Here is an 18,337-nt window from a genome sequence, read left to right as displayed (position 1 = left end):
GATATCACCTCGCGTAATTTGATGAGCTTCTAAAATACATAAAAAAGCCCATACTTTATATAGCCCCGGATTATTCATGAAAAAATCAAAACTACTTGCATCCTTTCAAACTTTTCATAAATAATCCGGGATAGATATATTTAGAACAAAGTTTTTACTTTTTCACACAACTCTTTTATATAATCCTTCTTGATATCACCTCCATCTTCTAATGTCCTTTCTACTCTATTGTATGAATAGTTAAAGGAAAGTGTTTATTACTTCACAGGAGAACTATAGAAAAATAAATGATTGAGAAAGGAGAATTATCGTATAGATAGAATAGATAATTATTACATGGATAGACTAAAAAAACGTATCACTCTTTTCGTGAATAATTTGGATTAAATTAAAGTTATTGTAGATATATTCTATAAAATAATGTAGGTGATAAAGATGAAAATAGGAATTATTGCTGATACACATATAGGTAAAAACCTTAATAAATTAAATAATTTTTTAGAACAGCATTTAAATAATATAGATATGATTATCCATGCTGGAGATTATAAAACCGCTGCTGCGGTCAATACTTTAAAAGATTTCAGAAGGTTTTTAGGGGTATGGGGAAATGTTGATGTTGAGGAAGTACGAGGGTTAGTTGCTGAAAAGGAAATTATCGAAGTTGCAAATTACAGAATAGGTGTATTTCATGGACATGGGACTAAGAAAACTACCATTGATAGGGCCTACGATGCCTTCGAAAAGGACGATGTAGATATCATTGTATTTGGCCACAGCCATCAGCCAATAATCAAAACAAAGGGTAATGTTCTAATGTTAAACCCTGGATCGCCAACTAGCAAAAGAAGGGAACGATGGTTTTCCTATATCATTTTAGAGTTAGAGACTGACACTATCAATGCATCTCTAAGATTTTTTACAAAAAAAGATTAAAATCTTTTTAGATATTAAGTCTATATGATTCTTAATTTTTCCAATATATAATATAAAAAACCTTAATCTACATGGCTGTAGATTAAGGTTTTTTATTTTTAGAATCTTTCTATTCCATCCTTTGTAACAATACCTTTAATTAATTGTCTTGGCTTAATTTCTTCTTCAGTTATTTCATAGGCTTCTAAGATCATCTCAGTAGCTGTTTTTTGCTTTTCAGCATCATTTGCATATATAGTCGCTATTGATTCTCCAGCCTTTACAAAATCTCCGATTTTTTTATGAAGAACTATTCCAACTGTTAAATCTATTTCGCTCTCTTTAGTTTCACGGCCTGCACCAAGTACAAGGGCAGCTCTTCCCATATCGTCTGCCTTTATTCCCTTTACAAATCCAGCCTTTGAAACCGTAACAGGCTCAATGATACTTGCCTTACCAAATAGAGATACATCATCAACATAAGCAGGATCTCCGCCTTGAGCCTTTACAAGTTCTTTTAACTTTTCAAGACCCTTTCCAGATGCAATTATGTCTTCTAACATTTTTCTAGCTTCTTTAGCATTTTCAGCCTTTTCACCTAGAACAAGCATATGTGAACCTAGAGTTAAACAAAGCTCAGTAAGATCAGCAGGACCTTCACCCTTTAATGTATCTATTGCTTCTATAACTTCTAGTGCATTTCCGATTGCATATCCTAAAGGCTGATCCATATCAGTAATTACACCAATTGTATTTCTTCCTACGTTAGTTCCTATATCAACCATTTCCTGTGCAAGTTCAAAGGAGCTGTCTTCGTCCTTCATGAAGGCTCCGCTTCCAGTCTTTACATCAAGTACTATGGCATCGGCTCCAGAAGCAATTTTTTTACTCATGATGCTACCAGCTATCAATGATATATTGTCAACTGTAGCTGTTACATCACGAAGTGCATAAAGCTTTTTATCGGCTGGAGCTAGGTTAGCCGTTTGACCACCGATTGCAATTTTAGTTTCATTTACATTTTCAATAAACTTTTCTATAGACATATCTACAGAAAAACCTTTGAATGATTCTAGCTTATCTATTGTTCCTCCTGTATGGCCTAAACCTCTTCCTGACATTTTAGCAACAGGAGCCCCAGCAGCAGCTACTATTGGTCCAAGTATCAATGTGGTAGTATCGCCAACACCACCGGTACTATGCTTATCAACCTTGATACCTTCAATGGCAGATAAGTCAATTATTTCTCCACTTTCTACCATTGCTTTAGTAAGTTCTGCCGTTTCTCTTTTATTCATTTTTTGAAAGTAAATTGCCATCATAAATGCAGAAACTTGATAATCAGGAATACTCCCATTGGTATATTCTTCAACGAAGAAATTTATTTCTTCAGTTGTGAGTTCCTCTCCGTTTCTCTTTTTCATGATTATATCGTACATTCTCATTCTTCTCACCTCATGCAATTAAGTTATTTTAAATCCTCTGGCCCAAAACTATGGGGCAACAATTCTTCAAGAGTGTATTCTCTATATTCGTCTTCGGAATTAACAACAATAACAATTACATCCTTGCCAAATTCCCTTATCACTTGCCTACAAACTCCACATGGGTAAGTCCACTGAGAATCACCTGTTACTGCTATAGCCACAATCTCTCTTTCGCCTTCAGAAACTGCCTTTGCTATTGCCGTTCTTTCTGCACAAATAGTCGGAGTGTATGATGCACACTCAATATTACAACCTGTATATATTTTTCCAGTGCTTGTTAATAGCGCAGCTCCAACATTAAACTTCGAATATGGAGCATAGGCCTTTTCTTTAGCTTCTAGAGCCTTTCTGATAAGTAATTTTTTGTCCATACGATCCTCCTATTTGTCTTTATTTTTGTAATTATAAATTTACTGTAGTTTCTATAATTAGAATATATGTGGAACAGCTTATCTTATATACACTATGTTTTTAACACTATATCTTATTAATACCCACCATTAGTATCCTTAGTTCCTTCTACGATTGCTATAGAAGCACTAGCTCCTATTCTACTTGCACCTGCTGCAATAACTGCATCGGCATCTTCCTTAGTTCTTACTCCACCAGAAGCCTTAACACCCATATCAGGTCCTACAGTTTCTCTCATTAATTTGATATCTTCTACAGTTGCTCCACCAGTTGAAAATCCAGTTGAAGTCTTTACAAAGTCTGCTCCAGCTTCCTTACAAAGCTCACAAGCCTTTACCTTTTCTTCATCAGTTAAAAGACAAGTTTCTAGTATAACCTTTACTAGAGCTTTTCCCTTAGCAGCCTCAACTACTGCCTTAATATCTTCTTTAACAACATCATACTTTTTGTCTTTTAGTGCACCAATGTTAATTACCATGTCTATTTCCTGAGCACCGTTTTCAATTGCCTGCTTAGTTTCAAATGCCTTTACTTCCTTTAGTGTAGCTCCTAATGGGAAACCTACTACCACACATGTTTTTACATTGCTACCTTCTAGTTCCTTTCTTACTAATGCAGTATAGTAAGCATTAACGCATACTGAAGCAAATCCATATTCCTTAGCTTCACCACAAATTTTCTTTACTTGCTCCTCAGTTGATGCTGGCTTTAATAAAGTGTGATCGATATATTCTTGTATCTTCATTTCTATCCTCTCCTTTTAATTATTAATATTTATAAATATAAAATTTTTCATACATGTGTAAACGGTTCCATATAAATTAAGTGTTAAAATGTGAATAATGATATCCACATTTTAGATTGAATCCAAGGGGTTGGTTATATACCCCTAGGTTTTTATTTTTTATACTTTTCTGATCCTTTTAAAACAAGTTCTGGTAAAAGAGTTATTCTTCTTAGTTCTTTTCTATCTGATTTATTCTCTAAATTGTCTATAAGAAGTTCCATACCGGTTCTCCCCATTTCAATGGTAGGCCCATTTATAAAACTTATATTCATACCAACTATATTCAATGCATCAATTTTATCAAAGCCCATAATAGCCATTTCTTCTGGTACACTAATGTTTTCTTCATACAAAGCCTTCATACATCCCAGAATCATCATATTACTCATAACGAAAATAGCAGTAGGTCTATCCTCCATTCGAAGTAATTCCTTAGTTATTTCATAGGCTTTTTCATGCTTATAATCACCATAAGAAATATATCTTTCATCGACGGAAATATTATTCATAACTAATGCCTTTTTATATCCCTCTAGTCTATCCCTTGCCGGTCTTGAATTCATATCTCCGGTAATTATTGCTATTTTTCTATGTCCTGCTTCTATTAATGCAGTGGTTCCATCAAATGAACCCTTTATATGATCAATAAAAACTCCACTGAAGTTAAAATACTTAACATGCCCATCTATCAAAACAACAGGAATACCTAAATTTTCAAGGGTATTTAAATATTCACTATTAAATTTGTCTTCAGGGTACGTTGGAGTAATAATTATCCCTAATATTCTTTGCCCCTTAAGGAGCTTTAAAGCCTTCAATTCTTTTTCTCTACTATCATCAGTATTACAAAGAATAATGTTTAAATTATGTTCATCTGCCACTTGACTAATACCCTTTATTATTTCTCCAAAAAAGGGGTTATTAATCTCAGGCACTATAACACCAATAGTATTAGTTTTATTTGTTGATAAACTCCTTGCTATAGCACTTGGAGTATAATTAAGCTCTTTTATTGCTTTTTCTATTTTCTCTCTTGTTTCTTCCTTTACATAGCCTGAATCATTTAAAACTCTTGAAACAGTAGTACGAGACACTCCTGCAGCCTTTGCAATATCATTTATTGTAACAGCCATTTTGTTTTCCCCCTAAGCCTTAGAAAGGCTTCAACTAAAATAGTTATATTAATCCATTTTAACAATCATGTGTTACCGATTCCATATAATTATACATTTTTTTTCACTAAATATCAAATATATTAGTATCATTTGTATTATATATTTTTCCCAAAATTAATACGCCTACTAAAAAACTATTTGGAATAGTTAATTATAATTACCATTATATATGCTCAACTTTCAGCTTATTGTCAGTTCAGACCATAATATTGGTTTCGTACCATATATTACAATATATAATGGCACCTTAAATTTTCATTAATAAGCGAATTCTATATATGAATCCAGATTTTTCATATCAAAGCCAAAATTCAAAGAAAAATCTGAACCATATATATTTAAGTTTAAGGGGGAAGTTTTAATGACTTTAGATCTTTTTCAAAACAGATTAATCTCAATACTAGACTATGTTAACAAGCTTAATAGGGAAAATTTACCTTTAACAACAAAAAGACTGTTACTAAAGGCATATGCTAATGATTTAAATATAAATCTAACTAGTAGTATGATTTTTGAAATATTGTCTTATAGTCACATTAGCTATTCCAATTATCAAATTCACTAGTTTTTTAAGTTTTGAATTAAAAAGCATTCATTAATTAACTATTTTAAAAGAGTTAGTTAGACCTAGGTTATTCATAGAATTTTTAAAGCTTTGCTGCGTCCTTTCAAACCTTCTATGACTAATCTAGGTTTAATTCTATTTTTGCTGTACATTCTTAAGCTATTATATTCTTTGATTCAATACCTATTGCGGCTTCTACTGTATTTCGTATTCTTTCAAGTATATATAAATTGTCTTCCAGACTTAAACCGTCTACTGTTAATGTAGTCTTTTTCGTGCATCCATCTACGGACCCAGCATCTATCATACTCTTTAGCAAAAGTGTCTCTGTCTTATTGTCATGTAGCAACATGGTATTAGTAAATATAGAGAGTGCTGCTGATAAGGCATGACCACCCCAGTTTGATACTCCTGCTAGTATTAAATAGTCAGTACTGATATCAGCACATATTTTCTCTCCATTGTTTACAAAATTGACCACAAAGGATGCAACTTTGCCCATTCCAACTTCATTACCACCATCTCCAACAGCTAAGGTTGTCATTCCTAACTCCTTAGCTCTTTCAAATAGCAAATCAGTATTTGGAACTAAGTCACTAAGATCTTCTCCTCTCATGGAATAACAATGCCCATCCTTCGATCTTCCTGGTCTTTCTACAGCGACTACATGTGATGGTTTATATTTTTCTAGCAGCTCATAGCATGATTCTTCAGTGTTTTCTATAGAAACAACTTCGATTGGGGCTTTAACGCCTTTTACTGAACAACAGCTATATAAGATACCTTCTGTATATCTGTCTGTTATAAGCACTACTTTCTTCCCTAGTATTTCTAAGGCACCTGCTAAGGATATTGCTCCGATTGGTCCATCGGTTTCACCTGTAAGACTGTCTTTAACAACAAATCCCGTTACAATAAAAACCGTAGTTCCCTTTAGAAGGTCTATTGCAGCTTTTTCAAGCTCATTTACTAGTCTTGCCCTATCAAGTCCCCTCTGATCTAAGTTTTTTCTTATTATATTCTCAATTTCCCTAATATATTTTATCTTCATTTTCTCTCAACTCCTTATATCATCTAAAATTATTGTTGTAAGTATTTTCAACAATATTAACTATACAAAAATACAAAAAAACCCAGCATAACATAAAGTTAACTGGGTCTTATCTACAATTATATATAGAGGTCATCCATATACTAGCAAACAAAACATAGTGTTAAGTTTTAAATATCTAATTTTATATACCTATTATACTACTTTACTGTTAATAATTCAATTATTACTAATCATATCAAACTTATTTCTAGCATCCTTTACTGCAGCAATCACTGCCTTTTGAGCCATTCCATAAAATCTGTCCTTTATCTCATCAACAATTTCATCTATATCATCTATGAGATTGTATCCAATAAGGATAGATCTAATAAAGTCAGTAGTAACATCTCTCACCATATTACAGGTCGAATCAATTATTTTTCCGTTATTTCTGTCTACAATAATTCCAACGAAAAAGATATCATACATCGCCGAAATAGGGTCACTTTTCCCTATCTTTGAGGTCCCTAAAATATAGATTGTGCTTTTGTCATATATCAATTGATATTCCCCCTTGGACAAAATCCGTGTTTAGCTATTTTCATTAACAATCCTATAGAACTCTTCGCCTGAGATAGTTTCCTTTTCAAGAAGCAACTCAGATACTCTTTCTAAAAGTGCCATATTATCAACTAAAAGCTTCTTCGCTTTTTTGTGAGAATTCTTGATTATCGATAGTACTTCTTCATCAATTTCCTTACCGGTTTCAGTACCATAATTTTTCATTGGTGAACCATCTATATACCTATTAGATGCAGTTTCTAATCCCATCATATCAAATTTATCACTCATTCCATAGATTGTTACCATATTTCTCGCAAGCTGAGTTGCCTTTTCAATATCATTAGAAGCTCCTGTGGTAATTTGGTCAAACTTAACTTCTTCTGCGGCTCTACCAGCAAGCATAACAACTATTCTTTCTTCTATTTCCTCTTTTGAAACCAAGTATTTTTCTTCAGCTGGAAGCTGTAGCGTATATCCTAAAGCACCCATAGTTGTTGGAACTATCGTTATTTTAGCTACAGGGTCAGTATTCTTCTGCAGTGCTCCTGCAAGGGCATGTCCTGCTTCATGATAAGCCACAAGTTCTCTTTCTTTTTGAGACATTATCCTATCTTTTTTGGCTTCTCCAGCAAAAACGACTTCCATAGCCTCTTCTAAATCCCTTTGAGTTACCTCTTTTCTACCATTTCTCACAGCTCTTAATGCCGCTTCATTAACGATATTTGCAAGATCTGCTCCCGATGATCCCGAGGTAATTCTAGCTATCGAATCTAAATTAACATCCTCTGCAAGCTTAACATTTTTAATATGAACTTCTAGTATTCGCTTTCTTCCCATAAGGTCTGGCTTGCTCACTATAACCCTTCTATCAAATCTTCCTGGTCTTAAAAGAGCCTTATCTAAAACCTCTGGTCTATTGGTTGCTGCTAAAACTATAACTGGATTCTCTGAAGAATCAAATCCATCCATCTCTGTCAGTAACTGATTTAAGGTTTGTTCCCTTTCATCATTTCCACCGGATATTCTTGTATCCCTCGATTTTCCAATAGCATCAATCTCATCAATAAATATTATGCAGGGAGCTTTTTTCTTGGCTTGATTGAATAAATCTCTAACCCTTGCTGCGCCCATACCTACAAACATCTGTACAAATTCTGACCCTGAAATTGAGAAGAATGGAACCTTAGCTTCTCCTGCAACGGCCTTAGCTAATAAAGTTTTCCCCGTTCCCGGAGGTCCAACTAGCAATTCTCCCTTTGGAAGTTTTGCTCCAATTTCTTTGTATTTTCTAGGGTTATGTAAATAATCTACGATTTCCTGTAGTGAATTTTTCGCTTCTTCTTGGCCTGCAACGTCTCCAAAAGTTATCCCGGTATTATTTTCAATATTATATTCTTTAGCTGTGCTCTTTCCCATGCCTCCCATACTTTTCTGCATTCTACCAGTTAACAATCTACCTATAAACATGAAGAACATAATTGGAAGTACCCACGATACAAAAAACTCTGCTAAGGGGCTTCTTGTCTCTGGAACACCACCATATGTTTTAACTCCCCATTGATTCAATTTTTTAATTAGATCCGGATCTTCGATTTTCTCTGTTACATAGATGGTCTCTTTTTTTCCTTCTTCTTTAACGGTCAAGTAAATCTTCTCACTGGAAATTTGAACTTCATGAATTTTTTGCTGTCTACCCATCTCCTCAAATTCACTATAACTAATCTTGTTTGTTCTAAGGGGATTTAGAAAAATATTAAATATAAACATAGTTACTAGTGTAATACAGCTATAGTAGATTAAGAATCTAATCAGTTTAGGATTTCGCTTATTGCCTGATCCCTTTTTATTATCCATATAAAAACCTCTTTTCTTCTATTCTTTCTTAATACTTATTATTCGCAATGTTAGTTAATAAATTCTAAAGGCATTCACAATTACTTACTGCTATAATATGGCATATTTTATAGTTCTATTATAATTGCTCATTCTTCTTTTTTCTATATATAATACGATAAATATCTTACATTCTGGAGATTTAACATCCAGTGTTTCTGAGGATGTTAAATCTTCGGAATGTAATAGATCTTTCGTAACTTATATACACATATTTTACTTATACCTTTTAATACAAAAAATAATCATAGGATGTCTCAAAATGACGAATTTTCTACATTATCTAAAATTCCTTCATTCTAAAACACCCTAGAATTATACTTAAAAAAGCTTTTTAAAGACTATCCTTTATGTCAGATTATATTATTCTATCCTCTTTTAAACTTTAAAGGTATTAACCTCATCTCCTAAATCATTTGCTATGTCCTTTAGCTTTTCAGCCATATCAGCAACTTCCTGTATAGTAGCTGACTGCTCTTCCACCGAAGCCGATATCTCTTCTGTAGATGCTGAAGACTGCTGAATAACTGAAGCAATATTTTGTATTGAGAAGGTAACATCTTCCTTATATTGGTTTACCATGTCTATGTTCCCTGCTAAACTCTCTAATTGTTCTGTAATTTTCTCAATAGCCTCTGTCGTTTCTCTAAATACCTTTTCTACTTCAACTGCTGCCTTATCGGCATTTTGAACCACAACTCTAGTTTCATCCATTGTGTGATTAACATTTTCAACTTCATTTTGTATTTCAGTAGTAATATCTTCGATTTTTTGAGTAGAATTAGCCGTTTCTTCTGCAAGCTTTCTAACTTCTTCAGCTACTACAGCAAATCCTTTACCTGCATCTCCTGCTCTAGCTGCTTCAATAGCGGCATTTAAAGCCAAAAGGTTTGTCTGTTCTGCTATGGATTGTATAACACTAACTATTTGTCCTATATCGCTAGACTTTGCTGAAAGACTACCAATATTTTTGCTGATTTCTTCTGTCATTTCATTATTTGCTTTAAAGCTTCTTTGCAACTCTTCCATTGTTGACAAGGATTTTCTATTTACTTCATTTGTTCTATCTGTATAATTACTTATTAAATTAGTACTTTTAATTAAATCGTCTATTTTTTCATTTAAATCACCCAATTTTAATGTACTATCGCTAGCTTCTGCGGCTTGATTTGTGGAACCACTTGCTAATTCTTCTATAGCTCTAGCCACTTCATCAATGGATAGTGCCGTTTCATTAGTGTTTTGAGATAAATATGATGAATCACTCAATAAGTTCTCTGATTGATTTTTTATATTTCCAACAATTTCCCTTAAGGATTCTCTCATTTCATGTACTTGCTTAGCCATAAGACCCGTTTCATCACCATTTTTTAATAGTGACTCTGAGGAATCATCATAGGTCAAATCAAATTTAGCAGTTTTATCAATTAGATTTGTCAGTTTTACGATTGGATTTGATATTTTTTTCCCAATATATAGCGCAATAAGTCCTGCTACTACTAAACATATAGTCCCCCATATAATCATAGTTATAAGGATTTTTCTTTTATTAAGCTCTATATTTTCCTTCTCAGTATCGATGATAAGGTCTATATCATCTATGTATGAACCTGTACCTATAACCCAATCAAATGGCTCAAAGTACAAACTGTACCCTCTCTTAGGTGCTGGCTCTGTTTCACCGGGCTTAGGAAACCAATAATCTGTATATCCTCCACCTTGCTTCTTAGCATTAGCAATAAGTTCTTTTATAATATAAGTCCCTTTAGTATCCTGAAGATCCAGTCTATTTTTTCCTTCAACATCTTTCTTTCCCATCATAACTACATTAATTCCCTTAGATGTATCTACCCAAAAATAACCACTATCACCTTCTCCATATCTTAATTCTCTAACTAAATCAGCTCCTAATTTTTTTCCTTCCCTTAAGGAAATTTCACCTTTCTTAACTTTATTGTTTATTTCCTCAAGCATACTTACTACGATTTCAACCTCAGATTTTACCATCACATCGTAATCTTGCCTCAACTGATTATCCATTTTACTAACTACTTGATCTTTCACCCTATCGATCATAAGGTTTGAAACAAACATGAGGATAATTGACAATACGATGCTAAGTCCAATCAAACTAATGAAAATCTTGTTTTTAATACTCCATTTAAGTTTTGCTGATTCCACCAAATAATTCCTCCTTTTTAAAGTTTGTACTAGCATTACTATTTTTTTAATAATACCCAAAAAATAGTTGTGCTAAAAGATAAATTTCGACATTTCATTGTATTATCCTCCCTACAAATTTTTTCCTGTTTTCCATAATATTTCATAAACAGTGTCGTTTAAGAAAATATCTACCTATATAATTCGACTTCAAACCTTACAATAGCCTAAATCTAGAAGATTTATTTTTAAAAAGACAAGAACTACTTTATTATACTAATGGAGGAAAAATAATGAATAAAGAAGTTCTTTCTGATAAACAAGGAATAACTTATCCCTATTATTATATGGATTGCTACGGAAGCAAAGAAATCCCAATACTTTTTATAGTAATGGGATTTCTTTATTTTATCTATTTAGACTTTAAAGACCTTAATCTTATCCTCTAAATCATTCGCTATAACTTTTAGTTTTTCAGCCATATCAGCAACTTCTTGTATAGTAGCCGATTGTTCTTCTACCGAGGCGGATACCTCTTCTGTAGAAGCTGAAGACTGCTGAATAACTGAAGCAATATTTTGTATTGAGAAAGTAACATCTTCCTTGTATTGGTTTACCATATCTATATTCCCAACTAAATGCTCTAATTGTTCTGTAATTTTCTCAATAGACTCTGTAGTTTCTCTAAATACCTTCTCTACTTCAGTTGCTGCTTTATCAGCGTTTTGTACCACAACCCTAGTTTCATCCATAGTATGATTAACATTTTCAACTTCTTGTTGTATTTCCGTAGTTATATCTTCAATTTTCTGGGTAGAATTAGCCGTTTCTTCTGCAAGTTTTCTAACTTCTTCAGCTACTACAGCAAATCCCTTGCCAGCATCTCCTGCTCTAGCTGCTTCAATAGCGGCATTTAAGGCCAAAAGATTTGTCTGTTCTGCTATAGACTGTATAACACTAACTATCTGTCCTATATCGCTAGACTTTGCTGAAAGACTACCAATATTTTTGCTAATTTCTTCTGTCATTTCATTATTTGCCTTAAAACTTCTTTGTAGCTCTTCCATTGTGGCCAAGGATTTTCTATTCACTTCATTTGTTCTATCTGTGTAATTACTTATTAAATTAGTACTTTTAATTAAATCATCTATTTTTTCATTTAGATGCCCTAGTTTTAATGTGCTATTGCTAGCCTCCTCAGCTTGATTTGTGGAACCACTTGCTAACTCCTCTATGGCTCTAGCCACTTCATCAATAGATAATGCCGTTTCATTAGTATTTTGAGATAAATAAGATGAATCACTTAATAGATTTTCTGATTGAACCTTTATGTTCTCAACGATTTTTCTTAAAGATTCTCGCATTTCGTATACTTGTTTAGCCATTACTCCTGTTTCATCACCATTTTGGGATAATGATTGAAAAGAGTCGTCATAGATCAAATCAAATTTAGCAGTTTTATCAATAAGATTTGTCAGTTTTACTATTGGGTTTGCTATTTTTTTCCCAATATACAATGCTATAACTCCCGCTATTACTAAACATATAGCTCCCCACATAATCATAGTTATAAGGATTTTTCTTTTACTTAATTCTATATTTTCCTTCTCTGTATCTATAATATGATCTATATCATCTATGTATGAACCCGTGCCTATAATCCAATCAAATGGTTTGAAATATAAGCTATAAGATCTCTTAGGTGAAGACTCTGTCTCACCGGCTCTAGGAAACCAATAGTCCGTATAACCTCCACCTGTTTTCATACCATTAGCAATTATTTCTTTCACAATATAAGATCCTTTAGTATCCTGAAGATCTATCCTACTTTTCCCTTCAACATCTTTCTTTCCAAGAAGAACTACATTAATCCCCTTAGATGTGTCTGCCCAAAAATATCCAGAATTATTTTCACCATATCTTAAGTCTCTAATTAAGTCGGCTCCTAATTTTTTTCCTTCTTTTAAAGATATTTCCCCTTTTTGAACCTTTTCATTTATTTTCCCAAGCATACTTACTACAATTTCAACCTCAGACTTTACCATAACATCATAGTCTTGTCTCAGTTGATTATCCATTTTGGTAATTACTTGATTTTTTACCCTATCAATCATAAGATTTGAAATAAACATCAGAATAACAGATAATACAATACTCAGTCCAATCAAACTAATCAAAACCTTGTTCTTGATACCCATTTTGTTTTTTGATAATTTCATCAACTAATTCCCCCCAACATTTTTCCAATATTTTTCATCCAAGTATATATTTCGACATTTTTCATCAATTATCCTTCAATATCAATTTGTTAAATTCTTAATTATATTTAATAAAAAAATCTCACTACAATCTTAATGTAGTGGGATTTTTTTGCCTATTTATATTTACTTGGGAGTAGTACCTAACATTAATTTAGAGCACTATATGCTTATTTGCTGATATATATTTATAAATTCTTTATCTTTAAAGTCTTTTATGCATTTATCAGCGAATTCTTCACCATGATATTTCTTAGCTGATTTTGCTATTTCATCAAGTGGTTACTTCGTTAACTTATACATTGCTTTGGCAAATATTTTTGTCATTTTAATTAAATCCACAACATGAATATATTCATCATTTTGATGGGCTGTTTCCTTTCTTCCAGGGAATAAGCCACCAAATGCTACAGCATTTTCTGTAACTCTTGCATAGGTAGCACCACCCATTGTCATTGGCTGACTTTCATAGTCTCCTGTGCATTCTCTATAGGTTTCAAGAAGTGTTTGAGCAAGGGGGGAGTCAAGGGGGATATACTTAGGGAGTAAAATATCATCAATAATAAGCTTTCCCTTAAACTCGTTCACTGCACTCTCAAGCTTCTCTATTACTAAATCCTTATCTATTTTTACAGGGTATCTAACATCCACACCAATTTTCACTTCATTTTCTTCTAGCTCTATTGTACCTACATTTAAGGTCAGCTTTCCTGTAACATCATCATCATAGTCACATCCAAGAGATTGCCCATTGTATTCCATTCCTATTTTATCTTTGTAAAATTTCACAAAATCATAGATAGCATTATCTTTATCTAATATTTCACTTAAAAAACACACCATCTGAGAAATCGCATTAAAACCAGACTCTGGCATACTTCCATGGGCACCAGTACCACTAGATTTTATATGCAAATCTCCTTTACTTTCTGTCCATATGATATCAAAGTTGTTTTTTTCTATGATGTCATTAATTCTATCCATTAAGTTGCTTAGATCTTCTTCATCTATCTTTAGAACGGCCTCACATATGTCAGGGACTGAATTCATTGCATTTCCACCATCTAGACTTGTAACTCTAATTTTCTGAGAATCATCTACCTTAAATTCCTTACTAATAAAAAAATCTAATATTCCTTTTTCTGCATATATAATTGGAAAATCTGCATCAGGTACGAAGGCCATATCAGGTGATTTTTCCTTCTTAAAATAATAATCCAAACCTTGCCAACGCGTCTCTTCATTTAGTCCAAAAATGATTCTTATTTTTTTATTGATTTGTACTCCAGATTCCTTTAAAGCCTTTAATGCATATAGAGATGCAATGGCAGGTCCTTTATTATCGCTAACACCTCTTCCGTACATTTTCCCGTCTTTAATCGTCACATCAAATGGTGAACTACTCCACCCATTTCCTTCTGGAACAATATCAAGATGAACCAATACTCCGACCAATTCATCGCCCTCACCGTATTCGGCATGTCCGCCATATCCATCTACATTCTTAATTTCAAATCCTAGCTCCTGAGAAAGATTTAGAGCATACTTAAATGCCTCATCAACTTCTTTTCCAAAGGGCATACCTTCCTTAGCCTCACCCTCAACACTTCTTATCTTAACTATCTCAGTAATCTTATCTATCATTTCGTCTTTATAGCCATCTATAATAGCATCAAAATTCAATGTATCTCCTCCTCACTTTATTTTACAGTGAAAATCCAAATTGTTTTCTTAGGTCTAAAGATTTGATTTCTTCCTCTGGCGGTGCTTCATAGGCAAATATTTTGGATGTATACCATTTACAACTATTTCTAATCTCTACAAGAAACTCAGCATATTTTAAACCTGCAATTGCAGGATCAATAACAGGTACATTAAGCTTATTCTGTAACTCCTCATAATGACCTATTTCCATAGTACATCCTAGAACAATGACTTCTGCCATGTCCTCTTTAACAGCCTCTATAGCCCTTTCTTCCATAATCCTACTTAAATTGTTTTGACTATCCTGTAACTCATCCACCTTAAATCCAAGGTTTTTTATTGATGTAATTTTTCCATCTAACACTTTAGCTCTTAAGCCTTCCATTATTATCGGTATATGCTTTTCACGGCCTGCTAAAATAGTAACTTTCTCTCCTAATGTATTAGCTATCTTAAGCGAAGCTTCCGCCACACCAACTACACACATTTTCTTTAGAACCTCTCTAGCAGCTTCAATTCCTGGATCATAAAAACAACCTATAATCGCTGCATCATATCCTTCATTTTCAAGATCCATAAGCAGATGAAGTACATCAGGAATAATTAAGGCTTCATAATATCTATATTCAAGATGATCAGTGCCTCTGTCTAGATGAAAATACTTTATTTCAGTATCCCTTCCAGCAAATCTTTTAAGCTCTTTCGCAATAAAGTAAAAAGCACTGTCCGGTCTAACTGGGTCAATATATGCTATCTTCATAGTATAAACCTCCAAAAAATAGGAGGTTATCCCTCCTATTTCTTTATCAATGCTTGTTAGTAAATTAAAACCTGATTTACTCCATTTCAGCAAGCAATTCTTCTGCAAATCCTTTAATCTCTGGGTGGCATACCACTCCATTGTCTGTTATCTGAACGTCATCAAACCAAATCGAAGTCTTTTCAAGAATACCGTCGAAGTGTGATTTTGCAGGTTGACCGTTAGGAGGTGCATCCATTGGACTTGTATGACCAAATCCAAAGTCAACGCCGCCCCATATTCTTTCATCTGTAACTACACTTCCTGTTAGGCTTCTTACACCTGGATTTAATGAAATCATCATATGTGATATTTTGAACATATTAGGGTCATCAAAGCTTTCTACATGTGCCTTCATTTCCTCAGCTTTTTTGCCTCCCTTGAATTCTACTATCTTTCCCTCCTTCATAGTAAATTCTACCCTGTCATCCTTGAGAATTCCCATTCCCATCAATTCATCAAACACTATTGTTCCTTCCATTGTTTCAAATCTCGGTACAACATTTACATATCCTGGTAGCGTTCCGAATTTAGGCACATTATAGATTCCATCGTCCATATCAATCAAATGCTTTGGATCCATTTCAAAGGTTACATCCGTTCCTCTTGCATTCTTAACTCTAATAGTTTTTGCATCCGTAACTAAATCTCTAACTCCTCTTAATAATTTACCAAGTAATGGAATATTCACATCGCCTACTAGCATTTTGAGCTGTTCTATTGTAGCGTCATAAACAATTACATATCTCAATTTTTTATTCTTTTCAAAGGCTGTTTCAAATACATCTGAATACAGCATAAATCTACTTTGTATTTCTATCCATACATCAACTTCACATAGTGCCCCTGTGAGTGCTGCTGCAGGCAGATCCGGCATAGCTTCCTGTCCTTCGCCCCTTGGTCTTGCAACCCACATTACTAAAGGTTTTCCTCCTACGGCATAGGCTGCTTTAGCTAATGCATCCACTATCTCCTCGTTCGTTCCTGAATCTGCTGTTATTGCTACCGTCTCTCCCGGTTTCACTTGAAACATATCTTCAATCATTTTCTTTGCAACCTTAGCTAGTTCATATTCGTATACTTTCGGCATACTAATCCCCCTTAAAATTTTTATAATATAAAACAGATTAATTTTCTGAATTTTCTTTCCTACTAACAAAAATATATCAAATTTATAAGTTCCTTTCATTGTGATAAATTCAAAATAAGAGTGAAAATTTTATATAAATTATAAGAGTAGGAGAATAAGTTCTGTTTATATCAAATGGCAGGCAGAAGATATAAAAGCTATATATGAAAAGACATTCTTAACCATAAGCTAAGAATGTCTTTTCATATAATAAAATCATAGTTTTTTCTTTCAATAACTCCAATATCTATCATACTTTCTCTTTATAACTGTATTTTTCCGGCTCCTCATAAAAATTAGTAAACTGCCTAGCAATAACATGTATCCTAGTATATTTTCTAACGGTTGGCTTATGACCTACCTATAAATCTAAAGCTTGATCGTAACTAGTCTTGATTCCCTTTTCATTAGAGTAATCGGTCCATTCTATTTATTAGTAATTCGAGTATTTAGGCACTAATTTGTTATCTGTATATCTCACAATTCTTGAAAGTAAGTGAAAAGCCATACCATCTTGTCAAAAGCTGCATAGGCATTTCATCCAATATCTTACCATCTAATAGTCTTATCTCTTTATTCTCCCATTTATATACTTCTCCTATTATATATCTACAAACAGGCATACTAGAGGTTTTATCAATATATATAATAATCTTTTTCCCATCAAATTCATCAACAATTACACTGTCGTTATTTTCAATATCCTCATATCTATAAAACTTTGATTTATTTTCATTCCATATTCCAAGACCTGTATCCATCCTATCTAACCTGTTATCTTCTTCTTCCATAGTATTCTTAAAGGACGGAGGCATAAAGTCTTTATTTATGTTTTGAATAAACTTCATAAGTGAATTTATAATTTTCACATGGATAGGCTGCTTAGATATGGCTATTTTTATATTATCGTAATCTTCTAGTGCAGCCTCCAAGGTTGTATGAAGTAAATTATTTATCTCAAGAGTCCGTCCTTTATAATGACCATAAACACACTCACCGGTTATATGATTCCAAAAAGACCTTGTTTTTGTATCCGATAGAAGCAAAAGTCCATTGTATACCCCTGTTGGCTCAAACTTTAATACCTCACCATCTACAATAGGAGTCATCCTAACTCCTGTATTACAAACCCCTCAGAAAGATACCATAAAGGGTTCATTTTCGATTCTCCCTTGAGCAATATGATGATAATGCATTTGAATGGTTTTAAATCCATAATATTTGTCCTTCATCTTAAAGATCAATATTCCGTCATTTTTATCAATTTCTCTTGCTTTCAATAGCTCTTCTACATTAACAAAGGATTTGACATTAAAGGATTTAAACAAAGATTTTTTCTTGAGCATAGCTTTACTTTCATCGAAATTCATATAAGCACCGCCTCTCAAAAGTATCATTGAAGTTAATATTTTAACCGTTCATTTTGCTATCTTTTTATTCTTACTTCTTATATACCC

At 33.2% G+C, this 18,337-nt stretch carries 17 protein-coding genes; 3 read left to right on the top strand and 14 right to left on the bottom strand.

Annotation, left to right across the window (positions count from 1 at the left end; all coding sequences use genetic code 11):
* Window positions 1-435: 435 nt before the first annotated feature.
* Entirely contained in the window at window positions 436-936 is a 501-nt protein-coding gene (locus R9X47_RS21930; protein ID WP_432663213.1) for a metallophosphoesterase family protein, read from the top strand.
* 98 nt (window positions 937-1,034) lie between these two features.
* On the opposite strand, the gene R9X47_RS21925 is transcribed toward R9X47_RS21930, so the two are convergent.
* The 4 genes from R9X47_RS21925 to R9X47_RS21910 form a co-directional block, all read right to left on the bottom strand.
* Window positions 1,035-2,360, bottom strand: a complete 1,326-nt coding sequence (locus R9X47_RS21925; RefSeq protein WP_432663212.1) for a pyrimidine-nucleoside phosphorylase — start codon at window positions 2,358-2,360, stop codon at window positions 1,035-1,037.
* A 23-nt stretch (window positions 2,361-2,383) separates the two neighbouring features.
* Complete coding sequence (locus tag R9X47_RS21920; protein ID WP_432663211.1) at window positions 2,384-2,773, bottom strand: cytidine deaminase; 390 nt, start codon at window positions 2,771-2,773, stop codon at window positions 2,384-2,386.
* A 116-nt stretch (window positions 2,774-2,889) separates the two neighbouring features.
* Entirely contained in the window at window positions 2,890-3,558 is a 669-nt protein-coding gene (gene deoC / locus R9X47_RS21915) for a deoxyribose-phosphate aldolase (RefSeq protein ID WP_432663210.1), read from the bottom strand.
* Between the two features lie 152 nt (window positions 3,559-3,710).
* Complete coding sequence (locus R9X47_RS21910; protein WP_432663209.1) at window positions 3,711-4,733, bottom strand: LacI family DNA-binding transcriptional regulator; 1,023 nt, start codon at window positions 4,731-4,733, stop codon at window positions 3,711-3,713.
* Between the two features lie 403 nt (window positions 4,734-5,136).
* Between R9X47_RS21910 and R9X47_RS21905 the strand changes: the two genes are divergently transcribed.
* Entirely contained in the window at window positions 5,137-5,340 is a 204-nt protein-coding gene (locus R9X47_RS21905; RefSeq protein ID WP_432663208.1) for a hypothetical protein, read from the top strand.
* A 154-nt stretch (window positions 5,341-5,494) separates the two neighbouring features.
* On the opposite strand, the gene R9X47_RS21900 is transcribed toward R9X47_RS21905, so the two are convergent.
* From R9X47_RS21900 to R9X47_RS21885, 4 genes are all read right to left on the bottom strand, one after another.
* Entirely contained in the window at window positions 5,495-6,391 is an 897-nt protein-coding gene (locus tag R9X47_RS21900; RefSeq protein WP_432663207.1) for a DUF4392 domain-containing protein, read from the bottom strand.
* 219 nt (window positions 6,392-6,610) lie between these two features.
* Window positions 6,611-6,934: a DUF3870 domain-containing protein gene (locus R9X47_RS21895; protein WP_432663206.1), complete on the bottom strand. Its 324-nt coding sequence runs from the start codon at window positions 6,932-6,934 to the stop codon at window positions 6,611-6,613.
* A 30-nt stretch (window positions 6,935-6,964) separates the two neighbouring features.
* On the bottom strand, window positions 6,965-8,791 hold the full coding sequence (gene ftsH, locus R9X47_RS21890; RefSeq protein WP_432663205.1) for an ATP-dependent zinc metalloprotease FtsH: 1,827 nt from the start codon (window positions 8,789-8,791) through the stop codon (window positions 6,965-6,967).
* A gap of 417 nt (window positions 8,792-9,208) precedes the next feature.
* A complete protein-coding gene (locus R9X47_RS21885) occupies window positions 9,209-11,011 on the bottom strand; it encodes a methyl-accepting chemotaxis protein (RefSeq protein ID WP_432663204.1) in 1,803 nt (600 codons plus the stop codon).
* A gap of 272 nt (window positions 11,012-11,283) precedes the next feature.
* Between R9X47_RS21885 and R9X47_RS21880 the strand changes: the two genes are divergently transcribed.
* A complete protein-coding gene (locus R9X47_RS21880) occupies window positions 11,284-11,439 on the top strand; it encodes a hypothetical protein (RefSeq protein WP_432663203.1) in 156 nt (51 codons plus the stop codon).
* Here R9X47_RS21880 and R9X47_RS21875 read toward each other — a convergent pair.
* The 6 genes from R9X47_RS21875 to R9X47_RS21850 all read right to left on the bottom strand — a co-directional run bounded on the left by R9X47_RS21875 (window position 11,407) and on the right by R9X47_RS21850 (window position 18,250).
* Window positions 11,407-13,209: a methyl-accepting chemotaxis protein gene (locus tag R9X47_RS21875; RefSeq protein WP_432663202.1), complete on the bottom strand. Its 1,803-nt coding sequence runs from the start codon at window positions 13,207-13,209 to the stop codon at window positions 11,407-11,409. The genes R9X47_RS21880 and R9X47_RS21875 overlap by 33 nt on opposite strands.
* Window positions 13,210-13,530: 321 nt before the next feature.
* Window positions 13,531-14,931 (bottom strand): dipeptidase PepV, encoded by a 1,401-nt coding sequence (gene pepV, locus R9X47_RS21870; protein ID WP_432663201.1) that lies wholly within the window; start codon window positions 14,929-14,931, stop codon window positions 13,531-13,533.
* A gap of 22 nt (window positions 14,932-14,953) precedes the next feature.
* Complete coding sequence (locus tag R9X47_RS21865; RefSeq protein WP_432663200.1) at window positions 14,954-15,712, bottom strand: aspartate/glutamate racemase family protein; 759 nt, start codon at window positions 15,710-15,712, stop codon at window positions 14,954-14,956.
* A gap of 76 nt (window positions 15,713-15,788) precedes the next feature.
* A complete protein-coding gene (locus R9X47_RS21860) occupies window positions 15,789-16,841 on the bottom strand; it encodes an aminopeptidase (RefSeq protein WP_432663199.1) in 1,053 nt (350 codons plus the stop codon).
* A gap of 503 nt (window positions 16,842-17,344) precedes the next feature.
* Window positions 17,345-17,989: a DUF3179 domain-containing (seleno)protein gene (locus R9X47_RS21855; RefSeq protein ID WP_432663198.1), complete on the bottom strand. Its 645-nt coding sequence runs from the start codon at window positions 17,987-17,989 to the stop codon at window positions 17,345-17,347.
* 24 nt (window positions 17,990-18,013) lie between these two features.
* A complete protein-coding gene (locus tag R9X47_RS21850; RefSeq protein WP_432663197.1) occupies window positions 18,014-18,250 on the bottom strand; it encodes a hypothetical protein in 237 nt (78 codons plus the stop codon).
* Between the last annotated feature and the right edge of the window lie 87 nt (window positions 18,251-18,337).

This window comes from Wukongibacter baidiensis, assembly GCF_050888315.1.
Taxonomy (GTDB): Bacteria; Bacillota; Clostridia; order Peptostreptococcales; family Caminicellaceae; genus Wukongibacter; species Wukongibacter baidiensis.
This window is presented reverse-complemented; position numbering and strand designations above follow the sequence as displayed.

Bases quoted from the DNA above. Each gene is read 5' to 3' on its own strand.
- R9X47_RS21855 (WP_432663198.1), bottom strand. From the start codon at position 17,989: ATGACTCCTATTGTAGATGGTGAGGTATTAAAGTTTGAGCCAACAGGG.
- R9X47_RS21900 (WP_432663207.1), bottom strand. From the start codon at position 6,391: ATGAAGATAAAATATATTAGGGAAATTGAGAATATAATAAGAAAAAAC.
- R9X47_RS21865 (WP_432663200.1), bottom strand. From the start codon at position 15,712: ATGAAGATAGCATATATTGACCCAGTTAGACCGGACAGTGCTTTTTAC.
- ftsH (WP_432663205.1), bottom strand. From the start codon at position 8,791: ATGGATAATAAAAAGGGATCAGGCAATAAGCGAAATCCTAAACTGATT.
- R9X47_RS21905 (WP_432663208.1), top strand. From the start codon at position 5,137: ATGACTTTAGATCTTTTTCAAAACAGATTAATCTCAATACTAGACTAT.
- R9X47_RS21875 (WP_432663202.1), bottom strand. From the start codon at position 13,209: ATGAAATTATCAAAAAACAAAATGGGTATCAAGAACAAGGTTTTGATT.
- R9X47_RS21930 (WP_432663213.1), top strand. From the start codon at position 436: ATGAAAATAGGAATTATTGCTGATACACATATAGGTAAAAACCTTAAT.
- R9X47_RS21925 (WP_432663212.1), bottom strand. From the start codon at position 2,360: ATGAGAATGTACGATATAATCATGAAAAAGAGAAACGGAGAGGAACTC.
- deoC (WP_432663210.1), bottom strand. From the start codon at position 3,558: ATGAAGATACAAGAATATATCGATCACACTTTATTAAAGCCAGCATCA.
- R9X47_RS21920 (WP_432663211.1), bottom strand. From the start codon at position 2,773: ATGGACAAAAAATTACTTATCAGAAAGGCTCTAGAAGCTAAAGAAAAG.
- R9X47_RS21880 (WP_432663203.1), top strand. From the start codon at position 11,284: ATGAATAAAGAAGTTCTTTCTGATAAACAAGGAATAACTTATCCCTAT.
- R9X47_RS21910 (WP_432663209.1), bottom strand. From the start codon at position 4,733: ATGGCTGTTACAATAAATGATATTGCAAAGGCTGCAGGAGTGTCTCGT.
- R9X47_RS21850 (WP_432663197.1), bottom strand. From the start codon at position 18,250: ATGAATTTCGATGAAAGTAAAGCTATGCTCAAGAAAAAATCTTTGTTT.
- R9X47_RS21860 (WP_432663199.1), bottom strand. From the start codon at position 16,841: ATGCCGAAAGTATACGAATATGAACTAGCTAAGGTTGCAAAGAAAATG.